We start from the raw sequence: 21,784 nt of genomic DNA, 5'->3' as shown, positions 1-21,784 counted from the left end.
TGATGCGCCGGTTCAAGGTCATCATCGAGCAGGATCCGGACGGCGGATACGTCGCGTCCGTAGCCGGTCTTCCAGGCTGCCACACGCAAGGCGAAACGCTCGACGAGCTTCGAAGCAACGTGAAGGAAGCGATCGCGCTCTACCTCGAAGACGAGGAAGTGCCCGATCGTCTACCCCAGTTCGTTGCGGTCGAAGACGTCGAGGTCTCGGTTTGACAGGGCTTCGCCCGGTTCCGGCGCGGAAGCCGCTGCGCGCTCTGGGCGGATTCGGCTTTCACCTCGTCTCGCAGCGGGGAAGCCACGTCAAGCTTCGCCACGCAAACGGCCGAACCGTCATCGTTCCAGTTCATCCGAGCCGGGACATCAAAGTCGGTCTTCTGCGCCGTATCTTGGACGATGCAGGGATATCGTCCGACGAGTTCCTTCAAACCCTCTAGCCCACGACCTCTCCCGGCTTCGTCGTAGCCCCGGCCTGCAGCACCGCGCCGACGTTCAGGGCCGTCTTGATTCCCGTGTGGACTCCGTCGCCGCAGACGCAGCCGAACTTGCGCCGCCCGGTGTCGACGCGGCCGTCGGGATGGCTGGCTGCGATGGTGTGGCCGTCGTGGCGCAGGTTGGCCGTGATCGTGCCGGCGCCGAAGTTCACGTCGTGGCCGAGCACCGAGTCGCCCACGTACGAGAGGTGGCCCACGTGCGTGCCGTCCATGAGGAGCGAGTTCTTGATCTCGACGCCGTTCCCCACGCGGCAGCGGTTGCCGATCACGGTCGAGGCGCGAAGGTAGCAGTTGGGCCCGATGTCGCATTCGTCCCCGATCACGACGGGGCCCTGCACGTAGGTTCCCGCGCGAAGGATGGTTCCCTTGCCGATCTGGACGTTGCCGTGGATCGTCACGCCAGGCTCGATCGTGGCCTGCGCGCGGTCGTCGCGGAGGTTTGCAAGAAGCCGCTCGTTGGCCGACAGGAGGTCCCACGGCCGCCCGAGGTCCATCCAGGGGCCTTGGAGGCGCACGACGTGGACGGGTTCCCCCGCCTCGACGGCGGCGTTCACCGCCGACGTGAGCTCAAGCTCGCCGCGCGGGCTGCGGCCGATCCGGTCGAGATGCGAGAGCGCCGAGGGCGTGAGCTTGTAGAGGCCCGCGTTCACCAGATTCGAGGGGGGATCCGGCGACTTCTCCTCGATGCCTCGCAGGGTGCCGCCCGAGACCCGGAGCGCGCCGTACGGTCGCGCGTCGGGCACTTCGACCGCCGCGATCGCGTTGCCCTTGGCGCGCAGCAGGCGCTCCACGGCGTCGTGCGGCAGGATGACGTCCCCGTTTGCCACGATCGTTTCGCCGGCAAAGGGCGCGGCCGCGCGCACGGCGTCGCCGGTCCCAAGCGCCTCCGCCTGCTCGGCGTAGATCACGTCGATCCCGAGGGCCTTGCCGCTGCCGATGCGCTGCCGCACCACGTGCGCCTGGTAGCCCACGACGATGGTGACGTCGCGCACGCCCGCGCTCGCGAGCACGGCGATCGGAAATTCGAGCAACGGGCGATTGGCTACGGGCAGCATGCACTTGGGCCGCGTGGCCGTGAGGGGGCGCATGCGCTTTCCCTCGCCGGCGGCGATGACGACGGCGCGCGGAGGCATCGGCTTCGCAGGGCCGCCGGGCCTAATAAACGGTCGCCCGCTAGGCGCCAAGGATCCGGCGCACAAGCGTGGCGGCGCGGTCGAGCTGCGCCCGCGCGGCCTCGTCGCTTCGGGCTTCGCTCGTGATTCGGACCTTGGGCTCGGTTCCGCTCTCCCGGACGAGCACCCAGCCGTCCTTCGTCTCGACGCGGACGCCGTCCACCGTGGACGTCGTTCCCCACGTCGAAAGCTCCGCCGCCAGCGTCGGCAGGGCGGCGGCGATCCGCTCGCGGGGCGCGCGGATGGAGATCCGGTGGACCGGGTGGGAGGGGAGCTCCGCGACGGCTTGCGCAAGCGAGCCCTCGCTTGCGATCGCGGACACAAGCGCCGCCGCGTGCGGCCCGTCGGGACACAAGGAGATCTCGGGAAAGATGTAGGCGCCCGACGGCTCGCCTCCGAATCCCGATCCCGTACGCGTCATCTCCTCCGAGACAAACGCGTCGCCCACGCGGGTGCGGTGGATCGTCGCGCCTGGCAGCGCGTCGTCCACGGCGAGGCTCGTGTCCACGGGGACCACGACGGACCGCGCGCCGGACCGACGGGCGAGGAGGGCAAGGAGCGCGTCGCCGGGCACGACGTCGCCTCTCTCCGTGACGGCGACGGCGCGGTCGGCGTCCCCGTCGTGCGCGACGCCGCAGGCCGCGCCCGTCGCGACGACGGCCTTGCGAAGGTCCGAGAGGTGCTCCGGCAGCGGCTCGGGCTCGCGGCCGGGAAAGGCCCCGTCGGGCTGCGCGTTCAAGGCGACGACCTCGCAGCCCATGCGGCGCAGCAGCTCGGGCGTGAAGGCGTGCGCCGCCCCGTTGGCGCAATCGACGACGACCTTGACGTGCCGCGCGGGCCGCACGCGATCCACGAGGGCCCCAAGATGCCGCTCGTGGCAGGAGGGGTCCAGGTGAAGCTGGCCCACGCGCATCCATGGGACGCTGCCGGCCGGCGAGGGAAGCAAGGTTTCGATCTCGTGCCGCCGCGCGGCGTCGGCGGCGCGTCCGCCGGGGAGCCAGACCTTGAATCCGTTGTCCGTCGCCGGATTGTGGCTTGCCGTCACCATGACGCCTGCGTCGTAGCCGGACGTGCCGAAGGCGAGGCTTGGCGTCGGAACGACGCCCGCATCCGCGACGGTGGCTCCCGAGGAAAGTGCGCCGGCGGCAAGCGCCTGCGAGAGCATGGGCCCGGAGGTGCGCGTGTCGCGCGCCACGAGGATCCGTCGGTGCAGCGTTCCCACGGCCCGGCCCAGCCGAAGGGCAAGCTCGGGCGTGATCTCGCGTCCCACCGCACCCCGGATCCCGCTCGATCCGAACCTCATTCGACCGTCACCGACTTCGCCAGGTTCCGCGGGCGATCGATGGGTCGCGAGAGCGCGCGCGCGGCGTGGTAGGCGAGAAGCTGAAGCGCCACGTTGGCCGTCACCGGGAACACGGCCGGGTCGGCCGCGGGCACGGTGAGGACGCGGTCGCCGGCGTCGGCCGCCTCGCGGTCGCCCTCCTCGCACACCACGAGGACCGGCGCGTCGCGGGCGCGGATCTCGCCGACGTTGGCAAGAACGAGCGAGCGCGTCGCGTCGGGCGGAACAAGCGCCACGACGGGCGTGCGCTCGTCGAGGAGCGCAAGCGGCCCGTGCTTGAGCTCGCCGGCGGCGAAGCCTTCCGCGTGCACATAGCTGATCTCCTTGAGCTTGAGGGCGCCTTCGAGCGCGATCGCGTGGCACGAGCCGCGGCCGATGAAGAAGCAGCTTTGCGCCTGCGCGACGAGCGACGCGTGGTCCCGGATGCCCGGGGCCGCGTCGATGACCGATTGCACAAAGCGCGGGAGGGCCGCAAGCTCGGACGAGAGCCGGCGAACCTCCGAGGGACCCAGGCGGCCCCGCGCGTGGCCGGCGTGGACGGCAAGGAGCGCCAGGCTCACGATCTGGTTCGTGAACGACTTCGTGGCGGCGACGGAGACCTCGGGTCCCGCGCGCGTGAGGAAGGTCCCCTCGGAGAGCCGCGTCGCCGTGGAGCCGACGACGTTGGCAAGCGTGAGGATGCGGTACCCCTCCGTTCGGGCCTTCTTCATGGCGGCAAGCGTGTCGGCGGTCTCGCCGCTTTGCGTGATGGCGATGGCCCCCCAGCGGGGAACCGGGATGTCGGGGCGCAGCCGGAACTCGCTTGCAAGCTCAACGTCGACGGGAAGCTTGGCGATCGTCTCGAAGAACCGCCGGCCGACGAGACCCGCGTGGTAGCTCGTTCCGCAGGCGACCATGAGCAGGCGATCGTACTCGTACCAGTCGAGAAGCTGTCCCGCGTCGGCCGCAAGGCGGCCCTCGGCAAGCAGGCTCGCGCGGCCGAGCAGGGCGTCGGCGATGGCGCGGGGCGTTTCGTGGATCTCCTTGAGCATGAAGTGCTCGAACCCGCCCTTCTCGGCGTCGGCGAGCGACCAAGCCACCGTCTCCACGGCCGGCGACACGGGGCGGCCCTTGCGGTCGAACACGCGGACAGAATCCCGCGTCACCGTCGCAAGCTCGCCCTCCCCCAGGTACGCCACCCGCCGCGTCGAGTCGAGGAAGGCCGCCACGTCGCTTGCCACGAAGTTCTCGCCCTCGCCCAGGCCCAGCACGAGAGGCGAGGCGATGCGGGCGCAGGCGAGCGTGCCCGGCTCGCGCGCGCTTGCGGCCACGAGGGCGTAGCTGCCCTCCAGCCGCTCGACGGTCGCGAGAAGCGCCTCGGCGAGCTTGGCGCGCCTGACCTCCTCCTCGAGGAGGTGGGCGACGACCTCCGTGTCGGTCTCCGTCGCGAAACGGTGCCCGCGGCCCGACAGCTCGCGGCGCAGCCGGTCGTGGTTCTCGATGATGCCGTTGTGGACGACGACCACGCGGCCGTCGCACGAGGCGATCGGGTGCGCGTTGTGCTCGCTGGGCGACGCACGGCAAGCCCAGCGCGTGTGGCCAAGTCCCCAGTTCCCTTCCGGCGGGAGCTTGGCCGAGAGCCCCGAGACGTGTCCCTTGGCCCGGGCGACGCGGAAGCCGTCGTCGGTGGCCACGGCGACGCCGGCCGAATCGTAGCCGCGGTACTCCAGCCGCTGCAAGCCGCGATAGAGGATGGGGGCCGCCGTCCGCGCCCCGCAGTAGCCGACGATTCCGCACATGGTCGTCCCGAGCGCTCGCGACGCCGACGTCCGGCCGCCGCGCGTCAAAGGAGGCCATCGCCCATTATAAAGCCGGCGTCCTCGTGCGCCCGCGACCGTCACGCCATGCCGGCCAGGCGGAGGATCGGCTCGGCAAGCGGCAGGTCGGGATGCTTGCGGCGGTGGCGCTCCACGATGGCGCGCATCTGGGCTCGGAAATCGCACGAGGCGAGACGAACCCCCGCCCGCACGCGCGTCGAAGCGTCGGCGGGCTCCGCTGTGTAATCGGTCACGAGGAGGAGACCGTCGCCGGTGGCGACGAGGAGCTCGCCCGATTCGAAGCGTTCGACCACGCGCCCCGGCTCCGCCGAGCCTCGCTCGGACGAGAACGGCTGCGCGCCCCAGATCGAGACCGTGCCGCCGTCGAAGCGGCTGAACGCGCCCGGATACGGCCGCGTGAGCGCGCGGACGAAGTCGTGGAGCTCCCGCGTGGTTCGGCGCCAATCGATCTCGCCGTCCTCCGGCAGGCGCTGCGGAAGGTACCGCGCCGGACCGTGCTGGGCGCGCCCCTCCCGGGCCGCGATCCTGCCGTTCTTGAGATTGTCCACGATCATGTCGGCCACGCAACGGCCGGCCTTCCGGTACGACGTGCGGATGTCGTCGTGCTCGGTGAGGTCGAACGAGCGCGTGTCGATCACGCGGCCCGAGTCGACGGCCGGCTCGAGGAAGAAGATCGAAATCTCGAAGCGCCGCTCCCCGAGAAGCAGCGCCCAGTTCTGGGGCGATCGCCCCCGTCCCCCGGCGATCCCGTAGGCGCTTCCGTGGTTGCCGATCGCGCCGACGCGGCAATGCTGCAGGAGCCAGTCCGGCAGGAGCCGCTGCCAGCCGAGGACGAGGAGCAGGTCCACGTCCAGCGAAAGGAGGCGGCGTCGGTCCTCGGCATCGTCGAGCGCGTAGCGCTCCACGGGCACGAAGGGCAGCCCCAGCCCTTCGCACGCGTCGCCCACGTACGTGTAGCCGGAGATGGCGTCCGTCGGCGGGCGCCGCGTGAGGCCGATCGCGCCGGCAAGCGGGACCTGCCCGGCGATTTGGCGCAGGGGATCGAGCCCCGTCGAGAGCGTGCAGAGAGCGTACGTCTTCATGGGGCCTTGCCCTCGCCCAAGCGGCGTCGCAGGTGCTCGACCAGGTCGGGCTTCACCGCCTCGGCCCACGCGCCGTTCACGCGGAAGGCGCCGTCCACGCGGCGCAAGACGTCCAAGGCAAGCCCGCAGGCCAGCGATGAATATTCATCGCCGGCGTCCGTGAAGTGGAACGGGTGCAGCAGGATCTGGACGGGATGCTCCCGGACGCGCTGCGAGAACTCGTACAGGTCGTGCCGCAAGATCATGCGCGAGTCCGAGGCGTACCGGTCCGGCGCGAAGATGCGGGGATCGTACGCGTTGCGGTAGCCCTCGATCGAGTCGAAGCGCCCGTGCACGGAAGGGTTGTGGATGCTGATGGAGCGGACCGGCCGCCCGCCGATCGTCGCGAGCACGGCGGCCTCGGCGTCGGCGCGCGCGCGGACGGGCGAGGCGCCCGTGTCGGGGTACGCCGACGGGTCGAAGTGGAGGCCGATCTCGAAGCCCATGCCGGCGATGGCGGCGATCGCGTCGCGGTGGACGGCGCTCATCACGTTGTAGGCCGGGTTCGAGACCATGAAGAAGAACGTCGCCGGCACGCCAAGCTCCGCCTCCAGGCGCGCCACCGGAACGGCGCGCACCGGGTCGGCGTCCACGTCGTGGCGAAGGAGGACGACGTTTGCGCCGTCCCAATCGGAGAACGTGGACATCGGCGCGGTCGCCTTGAGATGCGAAAGGAATCGGCGAAGCCCCGCGTAGGTGAACTCCCATTTCGGGCCGGCGCTGGCCGAGGGGCCGGTCATTTCGCGGCGGGGAAGCGCCGGTTTCGATATAAGGGGCCCGGTTCGGGCGGCCTTCAGCGAGGCGGGGCGCCGGCCGCGTCGAGCGCAAGCGTGCGCGCGAGACCCCGGCGCAGGTCGAACTTCGGGGAGAACCCGAGCTTTCGCAGCCGCGCAACGTCCGCGAGGACGTCCGTCGGCCGCTCGCCTGTCTCGCGGAAGCGGGGTGCGACCCCGAGCAGGTCCCCGATCGTGCGCGCGATCGTGGGAATGTCCACGCGCTCCTCGCCGGCGACGTTCAGCAACGTGAAGCCGGGGAGGTCGCTTTCGAGCGCAAAGCGCGTGGCGGCGACAAGGTCCTCGACGAAGATTGGATTCACGCGCGGCCGGCCCTCCTGATGGAGAAGAACCTCGCGGCCTTCGCGCACGCGCGAGAGCACCGCGTTCACAAGGCGGCCGGGATGCGTCCGGGGACCGTAGGGAAAGAAATAGCGCAGCACGACGACGGGGAAGAACTGCGAGTAGTACCGGCACGCTTCCTCGGCTTGGAGCTTCGTGAGCGAGTACACGTCGCGGGGCCGGACGGGAAAGTCTTCCGAAACGGGGCCGTCCGTGGGAGCGTAGACCGTGCCCGTGGAGACGTACACGAACTTCCGGGCGCCGGCCGCCCGCGCCGCCTCCAGCAGCTTCACGGTGCCGCCCACGTTGGCGCGCGTCGCAAGGAGCGGCTGCTCCTGGCACCGGCGCACGTCGGTCTCGCCCCCGACGTGCACGACGGCGTGGAACGAGCCTTCGACGGGAGCGTCGGAAGCGAGATCGTGGAGGACGACGCGTCCGGGGGCGGGCTCCGGGCGGCGGACGAGGGCGAGCACGTCCGAGTCGCGCGCGAGGTCCTCGGCGATCCATCGGCCAAGGTGGCCGTTGGCGCCCGTGACGAGGACGGTCTCCATGCCGCGCGCCAAGGCGCGGGCGGCTCAAAACGTTTGCGCAGGCGGCGCGGCTTCCGCCGGCGGCCAGAAGCCGTACGCCTTCGCGACGCGGCGGGCGATCCGCGTCGGATCGTGGTGGCGCTCGACGAAGCGGCGCGAGCGCTCGCCAACGCGTCGGCGCTCGTCGGGCGCGTCGACGAGCCGTTCGAGGTCGCGCTCGATCGATTCCGGCGTCGTGCGCACGATCGGCAGGTCGCGCGCGAAGTCGTCGGGGACGAATTCGAGGTCGGCCTCGCGGATGTAGGCGAGCACGGGCTTCCCGAGCGCCATGGCCTCCACGGCAAGGCCGCCGTACCAGCCGACGCGAACTTGGTCCACGACGATGTCGGCGCTTTCGTAGAGCGCGCGGACGCGGGCGTGGGGAACCTTCTCGACGAGCACGTACTCGATGGGCCGCCGCTTGGCGAGGCGATGGACGGCCGCCTCGATGACGTCGCTGCCCTTGAAGGCCCGGTTGCTGGGCGCGTGCAGGATGCGCACGGGACCGCCGTCCTCGCGCGGCGGCGCGGGCGTCCATTCGGACGGCTCCACGGCCGTGTAGGGTAGGAATTCGCCGGGGACGAGCGTCAAGAGGTCGGGGTTGAGGCAGAAGATCGTGGAGGCCGCTTTGGCGATCCGGCGGGCGCGCCGCGCCTTGCCGGCGTTCCAGCGCGGGTCGCAGTCGGGGCATCCGCGCTGCCCGTGCGAGAGGTCCGGCACGCCCGGACGGACGTCGCATCCCTGGAACGTGACGACAAGGGGCTTTCCCGTGGCCCGGAACAGCGGAAGGTCGAGGAGGTCCAACCCGCGCTGCGGAAAGTCCAACAACGTGTGGCCATAGTTGAAGTGGAAGGCGTCGTAGGTGCGGGCGGCGCGCCACGCGTAGCGGGAGAGCTTCGCCAGGCGGGCGAGCGCGCCGTCACCGTCGGCCACGACGAGGTCGTCGTGGCGGTAGCCGAACGCGTTGGGCACGGCCAGCGCGACGCGGCTGTCGAGGCCCAGCCGCCGCTCGGCGCGCGAAAGCGTCCATGCGTTGCCGCCGACGACCGCCGGCGCGTGGAGGATCCGCACGCGCGGGGATCGACTTGCTCCGCTTAATCCTATGGAGAAAGCGTCCGCGCTCCGTCCGGCTCCAGCAGCTATATTTGCGGGAACGGGCTACGCCAAAACCATGCACGTCGCCGTATTCGGCGCCGCCGGTTTCGTCGGGCGCGCATTGCTCCGTCGGCTGGATCAGCAGGGCCTCGCGTCGACGGCCATCGACGTGGTGCCCGACCCGTTCGGGGGCTCGCGCCCCTACGTGCAGGCGGACGTGCTGGACCGGCCGAGGATCGAGCAAGCCCTACGCGGATGCAACGCGGTCGTCCATCTCGCAGCGCACTCCCTCACGGCAAGCCTCGCCGATCCTCGGACGAACGCGAAGGTCAACGTCGAGGGTTCGCTTTCGATCTTCGACGCGGCTCGCGCGCAGGGCATCTCCCGCATCGTATTCTCGTCGGCCTCGTCGCTGTACGGGACGCCACGCTACAACCCCGTCGACGAGGAACACTCCGTCGACCCCCAGACGCCCTACGGCGTGGCTAAGTTTGCCGTCGAGCAATACCTTCGCGTCTACGAGCGGCTCTTCAAGATCGAGCCCGTCGTCTTCCGGTTCTTCAACGTGTACGGCCCCGGACAGACGCCGCAGAGCGGCGCGCTCATTCCCGTCGTCCTCGACAAGGTGCGTCGCGGCGAGCCGGTGACGATCTTCGGCGACGGTTCGGCCGCGCGCGACTTCATCTTCGTGGAGGACGTGGCCGAGATGCTGGTCCGCGCCGCGACCGGGCCCTCGCGCACGGGCGTCTACAACCTCGGGACGGGGCGGCTTGCCACGGTGCAGGAGGTCGTGGACCTGTGCGCGAAGGTCGCCGGCCGTCCCGCCGTCGTCGAGCGCAAGCCGCCGCGACCGGGGGAGATCACGAACTTCTCGGCCGACACGCGAAAGCTCCACAAGACCTTCGGGGAGCTTCCCTTCCTGCCGTTGGAGGAGGGGCTCCGCAGGACGGCGGCGGCGCAACCCTGAGGCGGCATGTGCGGGATCGCGGGATACTTCGGCGAAGGCGACCGTGGAACGCTTGCGACCATGGCGCGGGCGCTCTCGCACCGGGGGCCCGACGGGGACGGCTTCTTCACGGAGGGCCGCGCGGGGCTTGCCCACCGTCGCCTTGCCATCATCGATCTCTCGCGGGCCGGCCGCAACCCGATGTTCGACGAGGAGGGCCGTCTCGTCCTTGTCCACAACGGTGAGATCTACAACTTCCAGGACCTTCGGCCCGCGCTCGAGAAGGCGGGCCACCGATTCGTCTCGCGCACGGACACCGAGGTCATCCTGCACGGCCACGAGGAATGGGGCGAGCGGGCGCTCCATCGCTTCAACGGCATGTTCGCCTACGCGCTGTACGATCGGCAGCGCAAGGAGCTGCTCCTGGCGCGCGACCGCTTCGGCATCAAGCCGCTGTACTACGCGCGGCGCCCCGATGGCACGTTCCTGTTCGCAAGCGAGGTGAAGGCCCTCCTGGCGGCCGGGGTGGAGCGGAAGATCGACCCTCTGGCCCTTCACCAGTACCTCAACCTGCGGTACGTGCCCCTCGACCGCACGCTGTTTGCAGGCATCCGGTCCGTGCCGCCGGGCTCCTACGTCCGCGTGAACGCTCGCGGCCACACGGTCACGCGGTGGTGGAGACCGTCGTATCGTCCGCGCCCCTACACGGAGTCCGCGGCCGTTGCGATCCTCCGGCGCCTGCTGCGCGCCGCCGTGGCCCGGCACCGGATCGCGGACGTTCCCGTCGGATTCTACCTCTCCGGCGGCTTGGATTCGAGCACGCTTGTCGCGCTTGCCGCCCAGCAGAGCAAGGAGCCGCTCCACACCTTCAGCATGGGCTTTGGCGAGCCCAACGACGAGTTCGCGGACGCCCGGCGCGTCGCGGAGGCCTTCGGCACGCGGCACGAGGAGCGGCTCGTCCACGCAAGCCTGCTTCGCGACCTTCCGCGGATGGTCTGGCATCTCGACGCCCCGCGGCGCAACCTGTATCCCTTCTACCTCGCGCAGGCGGCCGCGCGGTCGGTCACGGTCGTGCAGAACGGGCTGGGCGGGGACGAGCTCTTCGGCGGCTACGGGTTCCGCTACGAGTTCATGGAGAAGCACGCAGCGCGCCGGCGACGGCTCTCGGCGGCGGCGCGGGACGCCGTCGCCCGGCAGGCGGCGGCGCTGAGGACGCGGCTGATCGCCGCCGATCCGGTCGAGGGGTACGACCGCATCCGCAACGCGCGTCACGACGCCACAATCGACGATCCCGCGGCGGCGTACTCGCTCATCTACAACGTCGACGAAGTGTACGACGACGAGATGCTGGCGCGCATGTACGGTCCACGCCTGCGCGGCAGGACGCAGGAGGAGGTCCTCTCGGTCCTGCGGCCGTACTTCACCCGGCGCGAGCGTCCGACGACGCAGGTCATGCGCACGGACCTCGAGCTTCGCATGGTGTACGATTTCCTTCCCGTGGACGACGCGACGGGGATGGCCTTCTCGCTGGAGAACCGCGTGCCCTTCCTCGACGCCGAGCTTGCGGAGTTCGCGCTCACGGTGCCGCACGCGCTCAAGTGGCGCGACGGCGAGGGCAAGTACCTGCTGCGGAAGGCGGTCGCGCCCTGGCTTCCCAAGGAAACGCTGGCCAAGCCCAAGCAGGGTTTCTCGCCCAACGTCCTGTCCTCGTACCGCGACGAGGTGCTGCCGGCGGCCTTGGACCTCTTGCCGCGCGGCGCCCTGGTCCGCGACGGCTACTTCGACCGCTCGTTCGTGAAGCGGCTCCTTGGAATCCCCCTGCGGCCGGAGCTTTCGCCGCACTACCTCCTCGCATGGAAGATGCTCGCCTTCGAGGTGTGGCACAAGATCTACTTTGAGCAGGACGACGTCGTTCGTCCCCGGCTCGAAGGGCGGCACTTCTTCCCGGGCGCTTGAGGATCAGCGCCGCACGCTCTCGAGCTCGCCGGAGACGTAGCTTCGAAGGGCGCGCGGGTGGAGCGTGGCGACGACCATCGCTGCCTCCGCCCGGCCGAACTCGCGAAGGAGCGCAAGCAGGCCAAGGTAGGCGCCGAGCATCGCAAGCGCGATCGCCGCCAACGCAAGGGCCCCGAGCGATCCGGCTGCCAGCGACCCAAGGGCAAGCCACGCTCCCGCGCCGACGAGGGCGCCGGCGGCTACGTGCTTGGCAATCGGGCGGATCCACGCCGTTCCCACGGCGTCGCGCGCGACGTAGGCGAACAGGAACATGCCCACGAGGTTGGCGGAGAACGTGGCGTACGCCGCGCCCAGCCCCTTGAGCCCAAGGAGCGGGAGGCCAAACAGGCTCGTGGGGATGAGCACGAGGTTGAGCACGATGTTCGACGTGAAGATGAACAGGTTGACGGCGCTCACGCGGCCGGGCCGTCCGAGGCCAAGGCCGATCGAGAGGAAGATTCCACCCAGGGCGACGACGAGCTGCGTAAGCGCCAAGACCACGAGCGCGGGGCCGCCGTCGAGGAACGCGTCGCTCAAGACGACACGAATCACGTGCGGGGCGAAGACGGCGAGGAAGACGATGGGAAGCACAAGCGCCATCGACGTGTACCGCACGGATTCGGCCGAGAGCCGCGTGACGCGCGGCCAGTCGCCCTCCGAGATGGCGGCCGAGACGGCGGGGAACACGAGGAGCGCCACGCCGGCGGCCAGGCTCACGAGCAGCACGGCGACCTGGATGGCGGCGCCGTACTGCCCGACGTCCACGTCGCCCCAGAAGAAGCCGAGCATCAGGCGATCCGTGCTGAACGAGACGGCGCCGACGAGGCTCACGGCCAGGATGGGTCGGGCAAAGCGCCAGTAGTCCTGCACGATCCGCCGCTGCGGGCGGCCGCGCGGAAGCGAGCGCTCGCGGTACGCGGCGGCAAGGGCCCAGGAGACGAACGTGCCGCCGACGAAACTTCCCGCGTACAGCAGCGCTCCGTTGTCGGCGATCCAGCGCACGACGCCTTCGGGTAGCGATTGCGCGACGCCAAGGAGCGGCCCCGAACCGTGCGCGCCGGCGAACAGCAGGGCCGCGAGGATGGCAAGCGGAACCCGCGAGATGTGCTCGGCGAAGATGATGGTCTGCGTGGTGGCGGTCCGCTGGAGGCCGTCGAAGGTGACGATGTACGCCTGGCGGAGGTTCTGGAAGAACGCGTGCACGAGCACGGCGAGGATGACGCCGATGGAGGTCGATACGAACGGGATCGACAGGACGTTTGTCTGGAACGCGATCCAGGCCAGCGCGCCCGCCGTGACGACAAGCGAGAGGGCGAGCTTCGCCCACCAGTACGTCGCCAGCGCGTCGCCCACGTCCTCGCCCGACGAAACGGCCTTGACGTGCGCCGGCTGGAAGCCGAGGTCGGTGAGGAGCTGGATGAAGTAGAGGATTCCCATGGCGTACAGGACCTGCCCCATCAACGCGGGGCCCATCTCCAGCGCCACGACCTTGAGCGCGACGTAGCCAAGGATGCCGCCGAGGATCGTGTTTGCGAAGACCACGATCGCCTTGCGCGCGATCACGCGGGCGCCCCCTCGCCGCGCCAGAACGGATGGGAGGCAAGCAGCCGCTCCCGCTGGCGCTCCCAGCAGTGCTCGCGCTCGAAGGCAAGGCGCGCCCGGCGGCCCATGTCGCGGCGCGTCGCCGGGTCGTCGCGCAAACGCGCCACGGCGTTTGCGACCGTGCGGGGCTCGATGTCGGGGATGCCAAGCGCAAGGCCGGGATCGATCGCGGTGCGCCGGATCTCCCGACGGTCGCTTGCCACGATGGCCAGGCCCATGGCCATGTAGTCGAAGAGCTTGTTGGGCGCCTGGTGGTCGTACTTTGCGATCTGCGGCGGGTAGACCACGAGTCCGGCGTCGGCGACCTGCAGGGCCTCGAACATGCCGGAAACCGGAAGGGGTCCCGTGAAGACGACCCGCGAGGCGACGGCGAGCGAGGCCGCCCGCGCGCGGAGCTCCTCGAGCGTCTCCTGCGGGCCGCCGATGGCAAGGAGCTTCACGTCGGTCGGAAGGTGCCGCAGCGCCTCCATCGCCTCCACGATCCCCCGCTCGCGCGAGAAGCTTCCCGTGAAGGCGAGGACGAAATCGTCCGGCGCAAAGCCGAGCTTGGAGCGCACGGCGGCCGCGGGCGTCGAGACCCGCGTCTGCGCGAGCGGCTTCGCGTTGCGGATCGTCGTCACGCGCGGGGTCCAGGCGGCAAACCGGTCTCGGATGCCGTCGGCGACCACGTAGACGTGGTCGGCCCGCCGGCTGGCGCGGCGCTCGATCCAGCGGAAGGCGGCCGCCTCAAGCGCGCTCTTCTCGGCGGCGATGGCGGGGAAGTCCTCGTGCGCGTCGTAGAACAGCAACGACCCGGTCCGGCGGCTGGCGCGCACGGAGGCGGGAAGGAGCTCGGGATCGTGGCAGACGATCGCGTCCGGCCGCGCCGCGGCGAGACGCTCGGCGACCCGATCCGTGATCGCCCGAAAGCTCGCGACGCGCGCGAGCAGGCCCGTCGACGGCGGCCGGAGGTACAGGCGCTCGACCTCGACGCCCTCGCGCGTCTCCCGCTCGGGCAACGCCACCGGGCGGCGGATCCATTCGATCGCCCGGATCTCGTGGCCCGCCTCGCGCGCGAGCTCGACCTGGCGCATGGCGCGAAGGTACGGGATCTTTGCGTACTCCTGCTCCCACAAATCGGTGGGGATCGCAAGCGCAAGCCTCGCCATCATCGCCTCCGGAGGACCCATTCCGCGGCTTCGGCGAGCGAAGGCGCGACGAAATCGGGCTGCTCCTGCGGCCCCGCGAGGGCAAGCTCGGCTCGCCCGCGCTCGGAGGGAACGATCACGGCCCGCGCCCCCACCCGCTTGGCAAGAAGCACGTCGAGCATGCGGTCGCCCACCACCACGCTTTGCCGAGGGTCGATCCCATGCTCGCGCGCCGCCTGCTCGACCATGCCGGGCTCCGGCTTGCGGCAGGGGCAGGCGTCGGCGGGAGCGTGCGGGCAGACGTAAAGCGCATCCAGCCGCGCGCCCTCCTTGCCCAGAAGCTCGCGAAGGCGCTCGTGGACCCGCTCGAGCGTCGGGCGGTCAAAGTAGCCCCTGGCGAGGCCCGACTGGTTTGTCACCAGGAAGACCGGAAGACCCGCCTCGTTCCAGCGGCGCACGGCTTGCGCCGCCGCGGGAAGGAGCGTCACGTCCTCGGGGCGCGAGCAGTAGGGCACGTCGCGCATGAGGGTGTCGTCGCGGTCGACAAAGACGGCGGCACGTCGCGTCATGGCGTGCTCAACCGAACAGGTCCTTCTCGACGATCTGGCAGAGGATGTGGCCCATGAGGATGTGGCTTTCCTGGATGCGCGGGGTCTCGGTGGAAGGGACGACGAGGGCGTGGTCGACCATGCCGGCAAGCTTGCCGCCGGCGCCGGTCATGGCGACGGTGACGGCGCCAAGCTTGCGCGCCGTCTCCATGGCCTTCACCACGTTGGGGCTGTTGCCCGACGTGGAGATGCCGATCACGACGTCGCCGGGCCGGGTGAGGCCTTCGAGCTGGCGCGAGAAGACCGTCTCGAAGTCGAAGTCGTTTGCGATCGCGGTGAGCGCGCTCGTGTTCGTGGTGATTGCAAGAGCGGCCGCCCCCGGCCGCTTTCGGTTGTAGAACTGGCCGGAAAGCTCGGCCGCGATGTGTTGCGCGTCGGCGGCCGACCCGCCGTTTCCGAAGATGATCATCTTGCCGCCGTTGCGAAGGCTCCGCGTGACGACGTCGGCCACGGCCAGGATCTGCCGCGCGCTGGCCTTGAGCCCTTCCTTGGCGTCGATGCTCGCCTGGATCTGCGCGAGCACGTCCGCTTCGCTAGCCATGGACCTCCCACGTCTGGAGGCCCGACTCCTCGAAGGCGAACTCCGTGGGCTCCCCTCCGAGCGATCGCACCTCCTTGGCCACCTCGTGCTTGCGGTCGAACTCGCAGAAGAGCAGGAGGTACCCGCCGCCGCCGGCGCCGAGGATCTTGCCGCCGACGGCGCCCGTGGCGCGCGCGGCCTCGTACATCTTGTCGATCTCCGGGCTTGAGACCTTGCTCGCGAAGTTCTTCTTGAGCTCCCAACCCTGGTGCAGCAACGAGCCGAAGGTGTCGAGGTTGCCGCGCAAGAGCGCGTTCTTGAGGTCGACTGCCAACTGCTTCGTCTGGTCGAGCACGTCGGTCGTCTTGCCGGTCGAGAAGCGCTCCTTCTGCTCCCGGATGATGTTGGCCGACAGCCGCGTGCGCCCGGTGTACACGAGCATGCAGCGGTACTCGAGCTCGTTCACGACCTGCCGGCTCACCTTGAGCGGGTTCACGATCGTCGCGTCCTTGTGGAACTCGATGAAGTTGAAGCCGCCGAAGGCCGCCGCATACTGGTCCTGCTTGCCGCCCTCGATGCCAAGGTCCAAGCGCTCGAGCTTGTAGGCAAGGTCGGCGACGTCGTATTGCGTGAGCGGGAGCTTCATCCAGTGCTTGAACAGCCCGATGAGCGCAACCATCACGGTCGAGGACGAGCCGAGCCCAGAGCCCGGCGGCGCATCCGAGTGGAGAAAGAGGTCGAAGCCCTGCTTTGGCGTGAAGTTCTGCAGCACGGCCTTCACGAGGTCGAGCTTCCCGTCGAACCGCCACTGCTCGGCCGTCTCGTAGCGGGCCTCCACGTCGAGATCCAGGCTCTTGATCTGGATGATGGGGTCGCTCTGCCGAGGGCGCAGCGTGCCGAAGGCGTACTTGTTGACGGTCGCGCTGATGACCACGCCGCCGCGCTCCTCGATGTACGGCGACACGTCCGTGCCTCCGCCGCCGAAGCTGATCCGCAGAGGGGCCTTGGCCCGGATCATGAGCTGCTTGGGGGCGCCCTCCGGCGGCATCGGGTGACCATGCCGATCCGAGTTATATAACCGTTTATCTCGCGTCCGGCCGCGCGGCAAGAATGCGCTCGTAGAGCGCCTCCAGGCGAGGGATCGTGACGCTCCAGCGGTACTGCGACTGCGCCTTCTTGCGACCGGCCTCGCCCATGCGACGGCAGAGCGCCGGGTCCGCAAGCAGCGTCTCCATCGCGCGCGTGATGCCCCCGATGTCTCCCCGTTCGTGCAGCAGCCCGTTCACGCCCTCGTCGACGACGTAGGGCACGCCGCCCACGCGCGTGGCGACGACCGGGCGGCCCTGCGCCCAGGCTTCGAGGAAGACGACGCCCTGCGCTTCGTAGTCGGTTGGAAGCGCGAGGAACTCGCACCCGCGGAGGAGGGCGAACTTCTCCTCGCGCGACACGGCGCCCGTCGTCACCACGCGGTCCGCCAGGCCCAGGGCCTTCGCGAGCGCGAGCACGGGCTCCCGCTCGCCTTGGTCGGGGCCCACAAAGACGAGCTTCACCTCCGGGAACCGGGCCGCGACGCGCTCGAAGGCTTGCACGAGGTGGCGCGGGTTCTTCTCCTCGAACAGGCGCCCGAGGAAGAGAACGTAGCGCGCAAGGCCGTGCTTCTGCATGGCGGAAGCCGCGTCGTACTCTTCGAAGGCGCTGTCGTCGGCCGGGCTTGGGATCTCCTCGATGGGCACGCGAACGCCGTGCGAGCGCGCCCATCGGGTCTCGTCGGCCGTCATCACCTGGATCGCGTCCATCCGGCGGAGCGTCGGGAGCCCACGCAGGTGATCGTAGGCGATGCGGGCCAGGTAATGGGTGAGGCGGCCGGGGTAGAGCGTGGATCCCATGAGCCCCGTGGTCAGGGCGTGCGTGGATCGGTGGCGACGGGCCAGCCAGTCGGAAACCGGGCTCGGGTAGCCTTGCGTCTCCAGCACCTCGCGGAAACGCGGCCGAGGGCGGTAGAACAGCCGGAACGTGCCACGGAAGACTTCCGGCCGGTAGCGCACGATCTCGAAGCCGCCGAACGGCTCGTCTCCCTCGGGCAGCGGGCGCCGGTCCGGAAGAGCCGCGGCGGTGTGGACGACGACGCGATGCCCGCGCGCGGTGAGCAGTCGGGCCGTCTCGAGTACGCGATGCTCGACGCCGCCCACGGAGGGATGGAAGAACGGGATCTGGATGTCGAGATCAACCAGCCGCGACCAGCTCCTTGTAGAGCGCGTGAACGCGAGCGGCGTTGGAGGTCCACGTCTGCGCCTTGGCGTGGTGCCGGCCGCGGCCGATCAGGCGCGCCCGGTGCGGCTCGTCCGTCAGGAGATCGTGCAGCCCCTCCGCGATGGCAGGTGGCGAGGGCGCCACGAGAAGCGCCGCGCCGCCCGTCGCAAACGGCACGCCCCCGACGTTTGTGCCAAGCGTGGGCACCTCGGCCGCCATGGCCTCGAGGTACACGATGCCAAAGGGCTCCTCGCGCGGCGTGTGCGCGAAGACGCGCGCCGTCTTGACGAGGCTTGCGACCTGGGGATCCAAGAGGCGCCCGGCGAACCGCACGCGGTCGTCCACGCCCAGCGAGCGCGCCAGGTCCCGTACCTCGTCGGAGGCGGTCCCCTCGCCGGCGAGCACGAGGTCGATGCCCGACTCCGGGCTTGCCGCGCGCGCGAAAGCCTCGAGCAGCAGGTCCTGACCTTTCACCTTCTCGATCCGACTCACGTTGAGCACGTAACGTCCGACGTCGACCCGGAGCTTCGCAAGAAGGTCCTGGTCCGGTTTGGCGTGCGCGAAGCGCTCGTATTCGACCCCGTTTGGAATCACCTCGACGCGGCGAGCGCCAAGCTCGGTGAACGTGGCGGCGTCCGTGGGGGTGAGCGCAATGGCCGCGTCGAGGGCTCCGACGGTGCCGGGTCCTTTGAGGAGGTTGTACAGTCCTTTGAGCGGGCGAAACGCCCCCCGACCCTCCACGAACCCGTGGGACGTGAGCGCAACCTTCCATCGCGCGCCGGCGCGATCGCGGACGAGCGCATCCCACGATTTGTATCCATAGCCATGGAGATGCACGACGTCGGGTACGAAGCGATCGACGAGGGCGCGCAGGTTCGGGATCTCGAAGCCGTACCCCCACGCGGGGATTCCCGTGGACCGGATGGGCACGCGCACGACGCGCACGCCCTCCACCGATTCCTCGTCGGGCAGGCGAGGGTCGAGGACCTGCGGGACCTCGGTCCGCATCTTCGTCGTGACGACCGTCACGTCGTTGCCAAGCTTCGCAAGCTCGCTTGTGAGCCGCGCAACGTGGCGCTCGCCGCCCCCTTCGGCGGGCGGAAATCGGGCGGCGACGTGCACGACGCGCATCAAGACCGGACTACCCCGCCAACCCTTTATAAGTCCCCCGTCGTTCGACGCCCGCATGCGGGCGCTCGTGACGGGCGGCACGGGTTTCGTCGGGAGCCACCTGTGCCGCCGCCTCGCCGAAGAGGGCTACGAGGTCCACGCGACCTCGGCGTCGAGCAAGCCCTCCCCCGATCCGCGCGTCGCGGTCCATCCGTTGGAGATCCTCGACGCCGGCGCCGTGGAGACGCTCGTCGGCCGCATCGCGCCCGAACGCATCTACCACCTGGCGGGACAATCGAGCCCCCGGCTTTGGGCGCAGGATCCATCGCGCATGATGCAGGTGAACGTCGTGGGAACCGTCCACGTGCTCGACGCGGTGCGCCGGACGGGCGTTGCCGCCCGCGTCCTCGTCGCGGGATCGAGCGCACAGTACGGCGAGGCGCCGGCGTCGGAGATGCCGCTTCGCGAGGACCGGCCGCAGACGCCCGTGCGGGCGTACGGCGTCTCGAAGGTCGCCGCGGACCTCCTGGCCTACGCGGCCTGGCGCACGGACCGCATCGAGACCGTGCGCGCGCGCGTGTTCAACGCCAACGGCCCCGGCGGCGCCTGGCAGGTCTTCTCGGAGTTCGCCCGGAGGATCGCGGCCCTGGAGCGCGAGGGAGGGGGCGAGCTTGCCGTGGGCAACCTCGACGCGCGGCGCGACTTCTCGGACGTGCGCGACGCGGCGCGGGCGCTCTTCCTGGCGATGGAGAAGGGCCGCCCGGGCGAGGCGTACAACGTGTGCACGGGCCGCGCGACCCGCGTGGGCGACGTGCTGGACCTTCTCTGCAAGGAAGCCCGCGTTCCCATCGCCGCGCGCAAGGACCCGTCGCTCCTGCGCGCGGCCGACGAGTCGGTGATCGTGGGCGATCCAGGCAAGCTTGCGCGAGACGCGGGGTACGCGCCCCGCATCCCGCTTGCGCAGACCGCGCTGGACACCCTCGAGTACGAGCGGACGCGGACGCCATGACGGTTCGGGAGCCTTCCGTCTCGCTGCTGGTGCTGTGCCGCAACGAGGGCCGCAACCTGCTCAACAACCGCGACCGGCTGCTCGAGCTTCTGGACCGCGCGGCCAAGGAAGGTCACCCCGCGGAAGCGATCCTTCAGGGCGACGGCTCGACGGACGAGACGCCCGCGGTGATCGCGGACTTTGCCGCCTCCGACCCCCGCGTGCGCGGCTTTGCCGAGCCCGCGCGCAAGGGCAAGGGAGGGGCCTTGTCCGCCGCGGCGGCAAGCGCGCGCGGACGGTACCTCGTCATGCTGGACGCAGACGTTCCCCTCGACACCTCCACGCTCGCCCGGATCCTGAAGGAGCTCGACGGGGGGACCCAGGTCGTCCTTCCCTCGCGGCGGCATCCGCGAAGCCAGGTGGAGCGGATTCCGGTCACCCGGCGCCTTCCGAGCAAGCTGTTCAACGTCGTCGTGAATCTCCTCCTCGGGCTCTCCATCGCCGACACGCAGTGCGGCGTCAAGGGATTTCCGCGCGACGTTTTCGACCTCGTGCGTCCCCGACGGTTCCTCGGCTACGAGATGGACCTCGAGATGCTGGCTCGGGCCCGCCGCGCGGGTCTCCGGCTGCGCGAGATCCCCATCGGCTACCGGCACGGACGCGACTCGGGCTTCTCGGTCCTTCGGGACGGGCCGCGGATGCTTGCCGCCGTGTGGCGCATCCGCCGTGCCATGCAGGCGGGCGAGTTCGACCCGCCCGCCGGCGCTTCCTCGCGCCGCGACGCCCCGAAGGGTTGAAGCCCGGTGCGCGCGCTCGGCGCCGCGTGCGTCGCGACCTCCTGTGGAAGGGCTTGCAGGCGGCCCTTGGGGTCGTGGTCCTGGCGTGGGCCGCGCTTCTCATCGGCTCGGCCGAGGTCCTCTCCACGATCGGGGACGCAAGGGGCCTGCCGCTGCTGGCGGCCATCGGCGCGTGGGCGTGCGTGGGTCTCCTGCTCGCGACTCGGCTTTGGCACCTGCTCGCCCGCGCGGGCCACCGCCTCACGCTTTCCCGCGCCGTGGGCGTGAACCTCGCCGGCCTCATCCTCTCCGACGTGACCCCCGGCCGCGTGGGGTACTTCGCCGTGCTGCCGCTTCTGGCGCGCGAGGGCGTCCCGGCCAAGAAGTCCTTTGCGATCGTCGCGGGCACGCAGGCCATCGAGCTCATCCTCAAGGTCATGGTGGGCGCGCTTGCCGTTGCGTTCCTAGTCTGGACCTTGCCCGTCGAGCCGGGCCTTCGCACCGCGCTTGTGGCCGGCGTCCTCGCGTTGGCCTCGGTGACGCTCGTGGGCACGGCGTTTGTCTGGGGCGGCCGCACGGCAACGGTCAAGCGCGTGCTGTCGTTCCTGCCCCTTGGCTCCGGGCTTGCCGAGCGCTTCGCCGGCATGTCGGCGGAGGCGCGCGCGCTCCGGCGGGAGATCCCGCTCATCTTCGCCGTGTCCGTGGCGGGGCTTTTCTTGGCTGGCGCGCAATGGTGGCTCGTGGGGCAGGCCGTGGGTCTCGAGCTTCCCTTCCTCGTCTTCGTCCTCCTCCATCCGCTCGTGACGGCCCTCTCGTTCGTTCCCGTCGGCGTGGCCGGCCTTGGCATCCAGGAGAGCGGACTTACGCTCGTGCTCGCGCTTCTGGGCGCCCCGCTGCCGCTTGCGCTCGCCTTTGCGCTGTTGGCCCGCGTGACGACCGTTCTCGCAGACCTTCCGGGCGCCTACGTCGTCGTGCACCGCGCGGCGGGCTCCTACGCGCCGGCGGTAACCTGAAGCGTCGCTGCCGGCTTCGCCGGCTCCTCTTCCCGCAGCGCGCGGTACGCCTCCCAAGCAAGAAGCGCGAAGGCCGCCGTGAAGGCGAGCTGGACCCAGAACGGGTAGACCTCGGTCGCGTCGGG

The 21,784-nt window shown here is 70.3% G+C and carries 20 protein-coding genes and 1 pseudogene; 7 read left to right on the top strand and 14 right to left on the bottom strand.

Annotated elements, in window-relative coordinates:
- Positions 1–2 precede the first annotated feature (2 nt).
- Both VM681_04790 and VM681_04785 read left to right on the top strand, forming a co-directional pair.
- Positions 3–215: a type II toxin-antitoxin system HicB family antitoxin gene (locus VM681_04790; protein HVL87313.1), complete on the top strand. Its 213-nt coding sequence runs from the start codon at positions 3–5 to the stop codon at positions 213–215.
- Positions 212–436 (top strand): type II toxin-antitoxin system HicA family toxin, encoded by a 225-nt coding sequence (locus tag VM681_04785; GenBank protein ID HVL87312.1) that lies wholly within the window; start codon positions 212–214, stop codon positions 434–436. Before VM681_04790 ends, VM681_04785 begins: the two co-directional genes overlap by 4 nt.
- On the opposite strand, the gene glmU is transcribed toward VM681_04785, so the two are convergent.
- The 7 genes from glmU to VM681_04750 all read right to left on the bottom strand — a co-directional run bounded on the left by glmU (position 433) and on the right by VM681_04750 (position 8,700).
- Entirely contained in the window at positions 433–1,626 is a 1,194-nt protein-coding gene (gene glmU, locus VM681_04780; protein HVL87311.1) for a bifunctional sugar-1-phosphate nucleotidylyltransferase/acetyltransferase, read from the bottom strand. The genes VM681_04785 and glmU overlap by 4 nt on opposite strands.
- A gap of 40 nt (positions 1,627–1,666) precedes the next feature.
- Positions 1,667–2,968 carry a phosphoglucosamine mutase gene (gene glmM / locus VM681_04775; protein ID HVL87310.1) on the bottom strand — a complete coding sequence of 434 codons (1,302 nt, stop codon included), beginning with the start codon at positions 2,966–2,968 and terminating at the stop codon, positions 1,667–1,669.
- Entirely contained in the window at positions 2,965–4,785 is a 1,821-nt protein-coding gene (gene glmS, locus VM681_04770) for a glutamine--fructose-6-phosphate transaminase (isomerizing) (protein ID HVL87309.1), read from the bottom strand. Before glmS ends, glmM begins: the two co-directional genes overlap by 4 nt.
- A 98-nt stretch (positions 4,786–4,883) precedes the next feature.
- Positions 4,884–5,906 (bottom strand): formyltransferase family protein, encoded by a 1,023-nt coding sequence (locus VM681_04765; GenBank protein ID HVL87308.1) that lies wholly within the window; start codon positions 5,904–5,906, stop codon positions 4,884–4,886.
- Entirely contained in the window at positions 5,903–6,685 is a 783-nt protein-coding gene (locus VM681_04760) for a hypothetical protein (protein ID HVL87307.1), read from the bottom strand. Before VM681_04760 ends, VM681_04765 begins: the two co-directional genes overlap by 4 nt.
- A gap of 53 nt (positions 6,686–6,738) precedes the next feature.
- Positions 6,739–7,611 (bottom strand): SDR family oxidoreductase, encoded by an 873-nt coding sequence (locus tag VM681_04755; GenBank protein HVL87306.1) that lies wholly within the window; start codon positions 7,609–7,611, stop codon positions 6,739–6,741.
- Between the two features lie 24 nt (positions 7,612–7,635).
- A complete protein-coding gene (locus VM681_04750) occupies positions 7,636–8,700 on the bottom strand; it encodes a glycosyltransferase (GenBank protein ID HVL87305.1) in 1,065 nt (354 codons plus the stop codon).
- 31 nt (positions 8,701–8,731) lie between these two features.
- Here VM681_04750 and VM681_04745 point away from each other — a divergent pair, with 31 nt between their 5' ends.
- Together VM681_04745 and asnB are read left to right on the top strand one after the other, a co-directional pair.
- Entirely contained in the window at positions 8,732–9,691 is a 960-nt protein-coding gene (locus VM681_04745; protein ID HVL87304.1) for an NAD-dependent epimerase/dehydratase family protein, read from the top strand.
- A gap of 6 nt (positions 9,692–9,697) precedes the next feature.
- Positions 9,698–11,626, top strand: coding sequence for an asparagine synthase (glutamine-hydrolyzing) (gene asnB, locus VM681_04740; protein ID HVL87303.1), 1,929 nt, complete (start codon positions 9,698–9,700; stop codon positions 11,624–11,626).
- Positions 11,627–11,629: 3 nt separating this feature from the next.
- Here the strand turns inward: asnB and VM681_04735 are convergent, their stop codons facing one another.
- The 7 genes and pseudogenes from VM681_04735 to VM681_04705 form a co-directional block, all read right to left on the bottom strand.
- Complete coding sequence (locus VM681_04735) at positions 11,630–13,228, bottom strand: oligosaccharide flippase family protein (GenBank protein HVL87302.1); 1,599 nt, start codon at positions 13,226–13,228, stop codon at positions 11,630–11,632.
- On the bottom strand, positions 13,225–14,436 hold the full coding sequence (locus VM681_04730; protein HVL87301.1) for a glycosyltransferase family 4 protein: 1,212 nt from the start codon (positions 14,434–14,436) through the stop codon (positions 13,225–13,227). The genes VM681_04735 and VM681_04730 overlap by 4 nt, the downstream gene beginning before the upstream one ends.
- Positions 14,415–14,978 (bottom strand): annotated as a pseudogene (locus VM681_04725) (HAD family hydrolase). The gene VM681_04730 and the pseudogene VM681_04725 overlap by 22 nt, the downstream one beginning before the upstream one ends.
- Positions 14,971–15,543: a D-sedoheptulose 7-phosphate isomerase gene (locus VM681_04720; GenBank protein HVL87300.1), complete on the bottom strand. Its 573-nt coding sequence runs from the start codon at positions 15,541–15,543 to the stop codon at positions 14,971–14,973. Before VM681_04720 ends, VM681_04725 begins: the two are co-directional and overlap by 8 nt.
- Entirely contained in the window at positions 15,536–16,570 is a 1,035-nt protein-coding gene (locus VM681_04715) for a GHMP kinase (GenBank protein HVL87299.1), read from the bottom strand. Before VM681_04715 ends, VM681_04720 begins: the two co-directional genes overlap by 8 nt.
- A 34-nt stretch (positions 16,571–16,604) precedes the next feature.
- Positions 16,605–17,711 carry a glycosyltransferase family 4 protein gene (locus VM681_04710; GenBank protein ID HVL87298.1) on the bottom strand — a complete coding sequence of 369 codons (1,107 nt, stop codon included), beginning with the start codon at positions 17,709–17,711 and terminating at the stop codon, positions 16,605–16,607.
- Between the two features lie 34 nt (positions 17,712–17,745).
- The gene (locus VM681_04705) at positions 17,746–18,903 is read right to left on the bottom strand and encodes a glycosyltransferase family 4 protein (protein ID HVL87297.1); all 1,158 of its coding nucleotides are present in this window, start codon (positions 18,901–18,903) and stop codon (positions 17,746–17,748) included.
- 55 nt (positions 18,904–18,958) lie between these two features.
- On the opposite strand from VM681_04705, the gene VM681_04700 reads away from it, so the two are divergent.
- From VM681_04700 to VM681_04690, 3 genes are read left to right on the top strand one after another with little or no spacing between them, the layout of a single operon-like run.
- Positions 18,959–19,891 (top strand): GDP-mannose 4,6-dehydratase, encoded by a 933-nt coding sequence (locus tag VM681_04700; protein HVL87296.1) that lies wholly within the window; start codon positions 18,959–18,961, stop codon positions 19,889–19,891.
- On the top strand, positions 19,888–20,667 hold the full coding sequence (locus tag VM681_04695; protein HVL87295.1) for a glycosyltransferase family 2 protein: 780 nt from the start codon (positions 19,888–19,890) through the stop codon (positions 20,665–20,667). Before VM681_04700 ends, VM681_04695 begins: the two co-directional genes overlap by 4 nt.
- A 26-nt stretch (positions 20,668–20,693) precedes the next feature.
- Positions 20,694–21,659 carry a lysylphosphatidylglycerol synthase transmembrane domain-containing protein gene (locus VM681_04690; protein HVL87294.1) on the top strand — a complete coding sequence of 322 codons (966 nt, stop codon included), beginning with the start codon at positions 20,694–20,696 and terminating at the stop codon, positions 21,657–21,659.
- The last annotated feature ends 125 nt before the right edge of the window (positions 21,660–21,784 follow it).

The sequence above is a fragment of the Candidatus Thermoplasmatota archaeon genome (assembly GCA_035541015.1).
Lineage (GTDB): Archaea > Thermoplasmatota > SW-10-69-26 > JACQPN01 > JAIVGT01 > DATLFM01.
The sequence above is the reverse complement of the archived record's forward strand: the minus strand, read 5'-3'. Positions and strand labels throughout refer to the sequence as shown.